This is a genomic window from Loktanella sp. M215 (assembly GCF_021735925.1).
GTDB lineage: Bacteria > Pseudomonadota > Alphaproteobacteria > Rhodobacterales > Rhodobacteraceae > Loktanella.
In genome coordinates, this window is record NZ_WMEA01000001.1 from 2470667 (window position 1) to 2481966 (window position 11300).

Genomic DNA, 11300 nt, shown 5'->3' on the forward strand with positions numbered 1-11300 from the left:
GAAAATCGGCGTGCCGTGTCAGTCCGGCGCGCGTGTGGTCAGGGCCAGGGCATGCAGGTCGCCCTGACTGCCGTCCATCTTACCCTTGAGGGCGGCATAGACGGCGCGTTGCTGCTGCACACGGTTCTGGCCCTTGAAGCTCGGGTCGATCACTTCTGCCGCGAAATGCGCGCCGTCGTCGCCCTGCACAGTGATCTGCGCGTCGGGAAAACTGTCACGCAGCAGGGTCTCGATTTCGTGGGCGGTGATGGGCATCTTTGGCGTCCTTCGGTCGGGTGCGCTTAACTTATGAACCTGACCCGGAGGGGGCAAGGGGGGACCCTCCGGGTGTCGTTTATCTGGCCAGGTGAATGCAGTTCACGCCACCGCATCGGCGAAGGCGCTGCGGTAGAGGGCGGAGAGTGGTGCAATCGGCGCGCTGTAGGCGCCGAAGGTGATCTGGTCGCCACCGGCCTGTCCGACGCGGGTCAGGGGCAGGCCGGCCTTGTCTGCGGCGCTCAGCAGCGCCTCGGCCTGATCGAAGGTCGCGGCGATCAGGTAGCGGGCCTGATCCTCGGCAAAGAGCTGCGCCGTGTCGTCCGTGTCGAGGCTGAGGCCCACGCCAGCGGTGTCCGCCATTTCGAACGCCGCGAGGGCCAGGCCGCCGTCGGCGAGGTCGGTGCAGGCGGTGATATGGGCGGCATGCGCGCGGATGAAGTCGCCGTGGGCGGCTTCGGTCACGAGGTTGACGGGGGGCGCGTCGCCTTCGGCGCGGTTCAGGTGTTCGGCCAGCAGGGCGGTCTGGCCCATGTGACCGGGGGTATCACCCAGCAGCAGCAGCGTGTGGCCGTCCGCAAGCGTGCCGCGGATGATCTGGTCCACGTCGGCGATCAGGCCCACGGCGCCGATGGTGGGCGTCGGCAGGATGCCGGTCCCGTCGGTTTCATTGTAAAGCGAGACATTGCCGGACACGATCGGCATGTCGAGGGCGGTGACGGCTTCGCCGATGCCTTTGATGGCGCCGACGAACTGGCCCATGATGCGGGGCTTTTCGGGGTTGCCGAAGTTCATGTTGTCGGTGGTGGCAAGGGGTTTTGCCCCCACGGCGGTCAGGTTGCGATAGGCCTCTGCCACCGCCTGACGGCCCCCTTCGACGGGGTTGGCAAAGACGTAGCGCGGTGTCACGTCAGAGGTGAAGGCCAGCGCCTTGGTCGTGCCGTGGATGCGGGTGATGCCGGCCCCCGCGCCGGGGATCCGCAGGGTGTCGCCCATGACCTGGGCATCGTATTGTTCATAGACCCAGGACTTGGACGCGTAGTTCGGGCTGCCGATCAGCGCGCGCAGGCCCGCAATGGGATCGACATGGGGAATGTCGCCGACCGGGGCAGCTTGCGGAGTCTCTTCCCACGGGCGGTCGTATTCTGGGGCGGAGGAGGCGAGTTTCGACAACGGCAGGTCGGCCTTGGTCTCTCCGTTATGCAGGATCAGAAACCGATCCTCGGCGATGGTCTCGCCCACGATGGCAAAATCGAGGTCCCATTTGACGAAGACGGCGCGGGCCTCGGCCTCCAGTTCCGGCTTCAGCACCATGAGCATGCGTTCCTGGGATTCGGACAGCATCATCTCGTAGGCGGTCATGTGGAGTTCGCGCTGGGGCACGTTTTCCAGATCAAGCCGCACGCCAAGGCCGCCCTTGTCGCCCATTTCCACGGCGGAACAGGTCAGGCCCGCGGCCCCCATGTCCTGAATGGAGATGACGGCGCCGGTCGCCATCAGTTCCAATGTGGCTTCCATCAGGCGTTTCTCGGTGAACGGGTCGCCGACCTGCACGGTGGGGCGCTTGTCCTCGATCGTGTCATCGAATTCTGCGGATGCCATGGTGGCGCCGCCGACGCCGTCGCGCCCCGTCTTGGCCCCAAGGTAGACGACGGGCATGCCGACGCCGGAGGCGGCAGAGTAGAAAATCTTGTCGGCATCGGCCAGACCGGCGGCAAAGGCGTTCACAAGGCAGTTGCCGTTGTAGGACGCATCAAACCGCACTTCGCCACCGACCGTCGGCACGCCAAAGGCGTTGCCGTAACCGCCGACACCGGCGACCACGCCGTTGACCAGTTGCCGGGTCTTCGGGTGCGACGGCACCCCGAAGGACAGAGAGTTCATCGCCGCAATGGGCCGTGCACCCATCGTGAAGACGTCGCGCAGGATGCCGCCGACGCCCGTCGCCGCACCCTGATAGGGTTCGATGTAGCTGGGGTGGTTGTGGCTTTCCATCTTGAAGACGACGGCCTGACCGTCACCGATATCGACGACGCCCGCGTTCTCTCCCGGACCGCAAATGACCTGCGGGCCGGTGGTCGGCAGGGTGCGCAGCCACTTCTTGGAGGACTTGTAGGAACAATGTTCGTTCCACATCGCCGAAAAGATGCCGAGTTCGGTGAAGGTCGGTTCGCGTCCGATGATGTCGAGGATGCGGTCGTATTCGTCGGGCTTCAGCCCGTGGGCGGCGATCAGGTCTGGCGTGATGGTCGGTTCGGTCATGGCATCCCCCGGGGTGACGTTCGCCTGCTTTTAGGCGACTGGCGGTCCAAGGGAAAGGGCCGCACGGCCATCTGTGTGCGACGCCGACCGCGACACAAAAAAATGCCGGGCACAAAGGCCCGGCGAAGTCCAACAGGGAGGTGAAGCAAGTGGCTCTCACCGCATCGCTTCATCATTGCAGATAAGGCTCGATTTTTGTGCAATCAAGAAAAAAGCCGATGTCAAGTTGCAATGCCGCTATGCGTTGCACGCATGACGCGGTGTCAGACCGATGTGTCGGGGCTGGCTGCGATGTCCCTGACGCTTTTGCGATGGGCAAAGATTTCATCCTGCACGAAGTCGCGAAACGCCATGATGCGGCGCGACTGGCGCAATTCCTCGGGGTAGGCGAGGAACACCGGGACCTCGCCGCTTTCCAGTTCGGGCAGGCAACGGATCAGATGGGGAAAATCTTCTGTCACGTAGTCCGGCAGCACGCCGACGCCGAGGTTGTTGATGACGCCCTGCAGTACCCCGAAATAGTTGTTCACGGTAAAGATCGACTGCACCTCGTGGCTCAGCAGGTGATGGATCAGCGTCGACCCGGCGCTGACCTGTGTCGAGGTCAGGGCCTGACAGATCAGCCGATGCCCCGAGATATCCTGGATCGCCGCCAGTGGCGGGCGCGTTTCCAGGTATTCGCGCGTCGCGTACAGCCGCATCCGGATGTTCATCAGCCGCTTGCGGATCAGGTCGGCCTGAGACGGCTCTTTCATGCGGATCGCGACGTCGGCCTCGCGCATCGGCAGGTCGAGCACGCGTTCCTCCAGCATCAGGTCGATCTTGATGTCGGGGTATTTCTCGTAGAGTTTCGGCAACCGCGGCGCAAGCCAGAGGGTGCCGAACCCGGTCGTCGTGGTCACGCGCAACTCGCCAAAGACTTCTTCTTCGCTGTCCCGAATGCGGGCACTGGCGGCTTCCAGCCTGCGGTTCATCGACTTGGTCGCGTCGAACAGCAACTCGCCCTGTTCGGTCAGGATCAACCCGCGCGCGTGGCGGTGAAACAAGGTGGTGTTCAGCGATTCTTCCAGCGCGCGGATCTGGCGGCTGACGGCAGATTGCGACAGGTGCAGCACGTCGCCCGCATGGGTCAGCGACCCCGCGTCAGCCACGGCATGAAATATTCTAAGCTTGTCCCAGTCCATCCCAGCCTCCTGCCGCACAAATTAACCATACGCAATGGAACTTCATTACGCAGGGATGTGTCACAAATCAATGAAGGGTGATGCTGAATAAACCCTTTGTAGGTCAGAATTTGTGACCTATGCTGAGGAAATAACCGCAAATTGCGCATGAGGAGGTGCACGATGGGCCGGGAAGAGATTTCGCTGAACGATCGGTTCGATCTGGAAAAGTCGCCGGTGCTGCTGAACGGCACGCAGGCGCTGGTGCGGCTGATGCTGATGCAGCGGGCACGGGACGTAAGGGCGGGGCTGAACACCGCAGGTTACGTCACCGGATATCGCGGATCGCCGCTGGGTGCCGTGGACATGCAGATGGCGAAGGCGGCCAAGGCGTTGACGGCATCGCAGGTGACATTCCAGCCGGGCCTGAACGAGGATCTGGCGGCGACGGCCCTCTGGGGCAGCCAACAGGCTGAACTGCGCGGCGAGGGGAAATACGACGGCGTCTTTGGCCTCTGGTACGGCAAGGGCCCCGGCGTGGACCGCTCCGGTGACGTGATGCGGCACGCGAACATGGCCGGCACGTCGCCCCACGGCGGCGTCATCATGGCGATGGGCGACGACCATACGGGTGAAAGCTCCACCACCCTGCACCAGTCCGACTGGGCGATGGTCGATGCCTACATGCCCATCGTCAGCCCTGCCGGTGTGCAAGAGGTGATGGATTACGGCCTCTACGCCTGGGCGCTGTCGCGCTATGCGGGCGTCTGGGTGGGTCTGAAAACGATGAAAGACACGATCGAGGTGACGAGCGTCGTGGACGGCGACCCGCACCGGTTGTCCTTCGTGACGCCGGACATGAAGCTGCCCGACGAGGGGTTGAACATCCGTCTGGTCGACACCCCCGTGGCGCAAGAGGCGCGGATGATCGACCACAAGCGCTTTGCGGCAGAGGCGTTTTCCCGCGCCAACAAGATGGACCAGCGTAAGTGGGGCAAGGCGGGCGCAAAGATTGGCTTCGTCGCGGCGGGCAAGAACTGGTTGGATCTGGTCCATGCGCTGTCGTTGCTGGGCATCGACGCGGCCGAGGCCGAGCGTCTGGGGATCACCACTTACAAGGTCGGTCAGGTCTGGCCGCTCGACATGGCCTCGTTTCATGAATGGGCCGAGGGCCTCGATCTGGTCGTCGTGGTCGAGGAAAAGCGCAAGCTGATCGAGGTGCAGGTCAAGGAGGCGCTCTTCGACGACACCCGGACCCGCGTCTACGGCTGGCACAAGGGCGATGAGCACTCCGAAGGCCGGCGCGAGGAGGTCTTCCCGACGCGCTACGCCCTCGATCCGATCTGGATCGCGGAAAAGCTGGGCGGGATTTTGACCGAGGAAGGCTGCGGATCCGACGGCGTGACCGCAGGCCTCGCGCAACTGGCCGAGGCCCGCCGCGCCGACAACGTGCCCGAACTGGCGGCCCGTCTGCCATATTTCTGCTCGGGCTGTCCGCACAACTCCAGCACCAAGGTGCCCGAAGGCTCCCGCGCCTATGCGGGCATCGGCTGTCACTACATGGTGCAGTGGATGGACCGCAGCACCGTGGGCTTTACCCAGATGGGCGGTGAAGGTGCCAACTGGGTCGGCGAGGCGCCGTTCAGCAAGACCGGCCACGTCTTCCAGAACCTCGGCGACGGCACATACAACCACTCCGGGGTGCAGGCGATCCGCTTCGCGCTGATGGCGGGGACGACGATCACCTACAAGATCCTCTACAACGACGCCGTCGCGATGACGGGCGGGCAGGGCAACGATGGCGGCCTGACCGCCGACCGCATCGTGGCCGAACTGATCGCGATGGGCGTCAAGGACGTCCGCGTCGTCTATGACGAGAAGGAAGACGTCGATCCCGCCATGTTCCCCAAGGGCGTGCCTTTGTCAGAACGGGCAGAGCTGCCGCGGGTGCAGGCGGAACTGGCCAAGACCAAGGGCGTCAGCGCGCTGGTCTACATCCAGACCTGTGCCGCCGAAAAACGCCGCCGTCGCAAGCGGGGCCAGTTCCCCGACCCGGACAAGCGGGTCTTTATCAACACCGACGTCTGCGAAGGCTGCGGCGACTGCGGGGTGCAGTCGAACTGCGTGTCCATCGTGCCGGTTGAAACCGAACTCGGGCGCAAGCGTGCCATTGACCAGTCGTCCTGCAACAAGGACTTTTCCTGCCTCAAGGGCTTCTGCCCCTCCTTCGTCACCGTCGAAGGCGCGCAGCTGAAAAAGGCCGCCACCGCGCAGGTCGATCTGCCCGACATGCCCGACCCGGTGCTGCCCGCGATCCACGGCACCCACAACGTCGTCATCACCGGCGTCGGCGGCACCGGCGTCGTGACCATCGGCGCGGTGCTGGCGATGGCTGCACACCTTGACGGCAAGGGGGCTGGCATGATGGAAATGGCGGGCCTTGCGCAAAAGGGCGGTGCCGTCCGCATCCATTGTCGTCTGGCGAACCGGCCAGAGGACATCAGCGCGATCCGCGTCGCCACCGGCGAATGTGACGCCCTGATCGGCGGCGACCTCGTCGTATCGGCGGGCGCCAAGACCATCGGCCTGATGAAGACCGGCCGGACCAAGGGTGTGGTGAACGCGCACGAGATCATCACCGGCGACTTTACCAAGAACACGGAGTTTCAGCTGCCGGTGGAGCAGCTGAAACTGTCCCTCGCGGCCCGGATGCGGGACGACGTGCATCTGTTCGATGCGACCGATCTGGCGAAGGCCACGATGGGCGACAGCATCTATTCCAACATGATGATCTTCGGCGCCGCCTGGCAGATGGGCGCGATCCCCGTCTCGGGCGACGCGATCCGCCGGGCGATCACACTCAACGGCGCGGCCGTCGACCGCAACCTGCGCGCCTTCGAACTGGGGCGCTGGGCGGTGCTGCACCCGGAACAGGCGGCGGATCTGGGCGCGCCAAAGGTGGTCAGCCTGCCGAAATCCCTGAACGACCGCATCGCCTATCGCGAAAAGCATCTGACGACCTACCAGAACAAGCGGCTGGCGAAACGCTACCGCGCCATGGTGGACCGCTTCACCGACCCCGCGCTGAAGGAAGCGGTCGCCTTGGGCTATCACAAGCTGCTGGCCTACAAGGACGAATACGAGGTCGCGCGTCTGCTGCAGGACAGCGAGGCCAAGGCGCGAGAGGCCTTCGATGGCGATATCAATGTCAGCTATCACCTTGCCCCGCCGCTGATGACAAAGGACGGCCCCGACGGACGCCCGATGAAAAAGACCTTCGGTGCGGGCATGGGCCGCGCCTTTCCGTGGCTGGCCCGGCTCAAGGTGCTGCGCGGCACGCCGCTCGACCCCTTCGGCTATACCACCGAGCGCCGGATGGAACGCGCCCTGATCGCGCAATACGAGGCCGACATGACGGCGCTGGGCACACAGGCCGCGCGGGACCCCGACGCCGCCGTGGCCCTTGCACGGCTGCCCCTGACGATCCGCGGCTTCGGCCCGGTCAAGGCCGCCAACGCCGCCAAGGCCGAGAAAGAGCGTGAAGTGCTCCTCGCCCGGCTGCGTGATGGACCCGCGCGCATGGCAGCTGAATAGCTTTTCTGCCCGCGTTTACAACTCCTTAACCCCACCGTCCCACCTTATCCCCGGATAAGGTGACGGTGGGGTTGCAGGTTGCCGGTGGCCCTCGCAACATTCGTGTTGCTTGCACGCTGTCACGCCAAAGGATGCATGGATTTCCGCAGCCGTCAGACCTATGCTGCGGCCCAAGACCCCGCGGCGCGAACAAGCGGGGTCATGAATTGAAGGCAAAGCATAGGGTGCGCCATGGCGGTGGGAATCTTCGACAGCGGTCTGGGCGGCCTGACGGTCTACGAGGCGATCAGGACACGGTTACCCGATCTGCCGCTGGTCTATCTGGGCGACAACGCGAACGCACCTTACGGTGTGCGCGACGCGGATGACATTTATCGCCTGACCACGGCTGCCACGCAGCGCCTGTTCGACGCGGGCTGCGATCTGGTGATCCTCGCCTGCAACACCGCCAGCGCCGCGGCGCTGCGCCGGATGCAGGAAGGCTGGGTGCCAAAAGACAAGCGTGTCCTCGGCGTCTTCGTCCCGCTGATCGAGGCGCTGACCGAACGCGAATGGGGCGACAACTCGCCGCCGCGCGAGGTTGCCGTCAAGCACGTCGCCCTCTTCGCCACCCCCGCCACGGTGCGCAGCCGCGCGTTCCAGCGCGAACTTGCCTTCCGCGCCATCGGTGTCGATGTCGAGGCTCAGGCCTGTGGCGGTGTCGTGGACGCGATCGAGGACGGTGATTTCATCCTCGCCGAGGCGCTGGTGCGGTCCCACGTCGACGCGCTGAAGCGCAAGATGCCTGAACCTGACGCGGCGATGCTGGGCTGTACCCATTATCCTCTGATGGCAAAGGTGTTTCAGGACGCGCTGGGCCCGCACGTCAACGTCTTCTCGCAGGCGAACCTCGTGGCGGAAAGCCTTGCGCATTATCTGGAACGACGACCGGCGCTTGTCGGCAAGGGCACCGAAAACCAGTTCCTGACAACCGGCGATCCCAAGAAGGTGTCCAGCCGTGCCACGCAATTTCTTGGCCACGGGATCACCTTCACGGCAGCCTGACCGACGCACGGTTGCCGTCTTGGCCCCGTCACCTTAAATTCACCCCAAAGGGGATCCGATCTATGACTCATAACGTCGCCATTCTGGGCGCATCCGGCTACACCGGCGCGGAACTCGTCCGCCTGATTGCCACCCATCCGTCGATGAAGATCGTGGGCCTCTCCGGCAACTCCAAGGCCGGCATGGCCATGGCCGACGTGTTTCCGCACCTGCGCCACCTTGACCTGCCCACGCTGACCACCATCGAGAATATGGATTTCGACGGCGTCGACCTTGTCTTCTGCGCCTTGCCGCACGCCACCTCGCAGGCGGTCATCAAGGATCTGCCGCGGCACCTGAAGATCGTCGACCTCTCTGCCGATTTCCGTCTGAGGGATGGGGCCGACTATGAAAAATGGTATGGCAAGCCGCACGCGGCGCTCGAGATGCAGAAAGAGGCCGTCTATGGCCTGACCGAGTTCTACCGTGACGAGATCCGCGGCGCGCGTCTGGTCGCCGGCACCGGCTGCAACGCGGCGACGGGTCAGTATGCCTTGCGCCCGCTGATCGCGGCGGGTGTGATCGACCTTGACGACATCATCATCGACCTGCTGGCCGCCGTGTCCGGCGCGGGTCGGTCGCTGAAGGAAAACCTGCTCCACGCCGAACTCTCCGAAGGGGCGCATGCCTATTCGGCCGGGGGCACGCACCGCCATCTGGGCGAGTTCGATCAGGAATTCTCCAAGGTCGCCGGACGCTCCGTGCAGGTGCAGTTCACCCCGCACCTGATCCCAGCGAACCGCGGCATCCTTGCCACCGTCTACGTCAAGGGCGACGCGAACGAAGTGCATCGCACGCTGGTGGACGCCTACAAGGACGAGCCGTTCATCATCGTGCTGCCGATGGGGCAACACCCGTCGATCAAACACATCCGGGCCAGCAACTTCTGCCACATTGGCGTGGTCAAGGACCGGATCAACGGGCGCTGCCAGATCATCGCCACGCTCGATAACCTGACCAAAGGGTCCAGCGGGCAGGCGTTGCAGAACGCCAACCTGATGCTGGGCCTGCCCGAGACGGAGGGGCTGATGCTGGCCCCGGTCTTTCCATGAAAGGGAATCGCCCATGAAGGGCCTGCGCAAGAAGCGGCGCATCCAGGTGCTGGCGTTGTCCGGCGTCTGCATCGCGGCCATCCTCGGCATCCTGGCCATGTTGCCCGCCGAGTCGTTCCAGTTCTTCCGCTCGCCCAGCGAGGTCGCGGCCGACCCACCGCGAGAGACCGAGCTGTTCCGGATCGGCGGGCTGGTCGAGGACGGGTCCATCTCGCGCGGGACGGGGACCGAGGTGTCGTTCAAGGTGACTGATGGCGGTGCCTCGATTCCCGTGACCTATACCGGCATCCTGCCCGACCTTTTTGCCGAAGGTCAGGGGATGGTGGGGCAGGGACGTTACGTGAATGGCACCTTCCAAGCCGTTGAAATTCTTGCTAAACACGATGAGTCCTATATGCCGAAAGAGGTCGTCGATGCGCTGAAGGCGCAGGGCATCTATGTGGCACCGGACGCTGCGGTCGCGACCAATTAACCAATCCCTCCGACCCTTGCCCGTGACATCACAGGCAGGGGATGATGATGCAGAGCGTGCAGGAGATTGCCGTCGACATCGTGCGGCGCGAGGGGGGCTTTGTCGATGACCCCAACGATCCGGGTGGTGCGACGAACCACGGTGTGACGATCCACACGATGCGGCGTCTTGGCCTTGACCTGACCGGCGACGGAAAGGTCGACACGGCCGACGTGCGGCGCCTGTCACAGGCGCAGGCGGTCAAAATCTTCGTGCACCATTATTTCGAGGCGCCGGGCATCGCGCGCCTGCCCGTACCGCTGCAGCCCAGCGTGTTTGATATGTATGTCAATGCGGGCACCAACGCCGTGAAGATCTTGCAGCGTCTTTTCAATAGTATGCGCATCGATGTGAAGGTGGATGGCGTGATCGGTCCGATGACCGTCGCCGCGGCCAAGCGCGCCATGGCGGCGGCGCCGGATCATCTGGTCGACGCCTACGGCATCGCGCGGCGCAATTATTACTACGCGCTCGCCGACAGCCGCCCTGCCAGCCGGCGCTATGCCCGACGGCAGGACGGCGGCAAGGGTGGCTGGATCACGCGGGCCGAGGACTTTGTCGCACCGCGGTATCGGCTGACGGAGGCACAGCATCGCGAAAGGGTGGCACGATGGGGATGATGGGCAAGATGATGGGCTGGGTGCTGGGCACCGGTGGCGGTCTGGTGCAGACGGTCGAGGTCTTTCGCGAGAACAGCGAAAAGGGGGCGGAGCGTGCCTCTGACGAGAAGCGCGCGGCGCTGGCACAGTTCGCGACGGAATTTGCGGGCCGGCGCCCCGGTCTGTTCGACCGGGTGATCGACGGGCTGAACCGTCTGCCGCGACCGATGCTGGCGCTGGGGACCTTGGGATTGTTCGTGTCCGCCATGACCAGCCCCGCGTGGTTTTCCAGCCGCATGGTCGGCGTGGCCCTGATCCCGGAGCCGTTGTGGTGGCTGATGGGTGCGATCGTCAGTTTTTACTTCGGATCGCGTTATCAGGCGAAAGGGCAGGATTTTCAACGCTCTGTCGCGGAAACCGTGCTGATGGGGCAGGCGCTGGCCGCCGACAAGGGGCGTGTGGACGCGGCAGAGCATGACCCTGCGCCAACGCCGGAGGTGCCGGGGGACTACGCCGACAACCCGGCGTTGGCAGACTGGTGGAGGCAGGCCGATGCAGACTGACTGGACCGCAGGCGTCGAAAAGCGGCTGGTCGATCTGGAGACCCAGCATGCGGTGAACGCGGTGCACCGGGTCAACGTGGCCGACCGCCTGCTGGCGATCGAGGATACGTTGAAATGGCTGGTCCGCCTGATCATCGGGGCCCTGATCGTCGGCGGCATCACCTACGCCATGCAGGGCGGGTTCCGGGTCTGAGGCAAAGCGGCGCACGGCGATTTGT

General features: G+C 64.4%; 10 protein-coding genes. 7 read left to right on the plus strand and 3 right to left on the minus strand.

Annotation, left to right across the window (positions count from 1 at the left end):
• Positions 1 to 18 precede the first annotated feature (18 nt).
• The 3 genes from GLR48_RS12110 to GLR48_RS12120 all read right to left on the minus strand — a co-directional run bounded on the left by GLR48_RS12110 (position 19) and on the right by GLR48_RS12120 (position 3701).
• Positions 19 to 255, minus strand: a complete 237-nt coding sequence (locus GLR48_RS12110; RefSeq protein WP_237061756.1) for a BolA/IbaG family iron-sulfur metabolism protein — start codon at positions 253 to 255, stop codon at positions 19 to 21.
• Between the two features lie 102 nt (positions 256 to 357).
• On the minus strand, positions 358 to 2517 hold the full coding sequence (purL, locus tag GLR48_RS12115) for a phosphoribosylformylglycinamidine synthase subunit PurL (protein ID WP_237061757.1): 2160 nt from the start codon (positions 2515 to 2517) through the stop codon (positions 358 to 360).
• 263 nt (positions 2518 to 2780) lie between these two features.
• Entirely contained in the window at positions 2781 to 3701 is a 921-nt protein-coding gene (locus GLR48_RS12120) for a LysR family transcriptional regulator (RefSeq protein WP_237061758.1), read from the minus strand.
• Between the two features lie 162 nt (positions 3702 to 3863).
• Between GLR48_RS12120 and GLR48_RS12125 the strand changes: the two genes are divergently transcribed.
• The 7 genes from GLR48_RS12125 to GLR48_RS12155 all read left to right on the plus strand — a co-directional run bounded on the left by GLR48_RS12125 (position 3864) and on the right by GLR48_RS12155 (position 11275).
• Positions 3864 to 7274 (plus strand): indolepyruvate ferredoxin oxidoreductase family protein, encoded by a 3411-nt coding sequence (locus GLR48_RS12125; RefSeq protein ID WP_237061759.1) that lies wholly within the window; start codon positions 3864 to 3866, stop codon positions 7272 to 7274.
• A 231-nt stretch (positions 7275 to 7505) separates the two neighbouring features.
• Positions 7506 to 8318: a glutamate racemase gene (murI, locus tag GLR48_RS12130; protein WP_237061760.1), complete on the plus strand. Its 813-nt coding sequence runs from the start codon at positions 7506 to 7508 to the stop codon at positions 8316 to 8318.
• A gap of 62 nt (positions 8319 to 8380) precedes the next feature.
• The gene (gene argC, locus GLR48_RS12135) at positions 8381 to 9409 is read left to right on the plus strand and encodes an N-acetyl-gamma-glutamyl-phosphate reductase (protein WP_237061761.1); all 1029 of its coding nucleotides are present in this window, start codon (positions 8381 to 8383) and stop codon (positions 9407 to 9409) included.
• Between the two features lie 13 nt (positions 9410 to 9422).
• On the plus strand, positions 9423 to 9881 hold the full coding sequence (gene ccmE / locus GLR48_RS12140; protein ID WP_237061762.1) for a cytochrome c maturation protein CcmE: 459 nt from the start codon (positions 9423 to 9425) through the stop codon (positions 9879 to 9881).
• Positions 9882 to 9928: 47 nt separating this feature from the next.
• Positions 9929 to 10540 carry a holin-associated N-acetylmuramidase gene (locus GLR48_RS12145; protein ID WP_237064531.1) on the plus strand — a complete coding sequence of 204 codons (612 nt, stop codon included), beginning with the start codon at positions 9929 to 9931 and terminating at the stop codon, positions 10538 to 10540.
• Positions 10531 to 11082: a holin family protein gene (locus GLR48_RS12150; RefSeq protein ID WP_237061764.1), complete on the plus strand. Its 552-nt coding sequence runs from the start codon at positions 10531 to 10533 to the stop codon at positions 11080 to 11082. Before GLR48_RS12145 ends, GLR48_RS12150 begins: the two co-directional genes overlap by 10 nt.
• On the plus strand, positions 11072 to 11275 hold the full coding sequence (locus tag GLR48_RS12155) for a hemolysin XhlA family protein (RefSeq protein ID WP_237061766.1): 204 nt from the start codon (positions 11072 to 11074) through the stop codon (positions 11273 to 11275). The genes GLR48_RS12150 and GLR48_RS12155 overlap by 11 nt, the downstream gene beginning before the upstream one ends.
• Positions 11276 to 11300 lie beyond the last annotated feature (25 nt).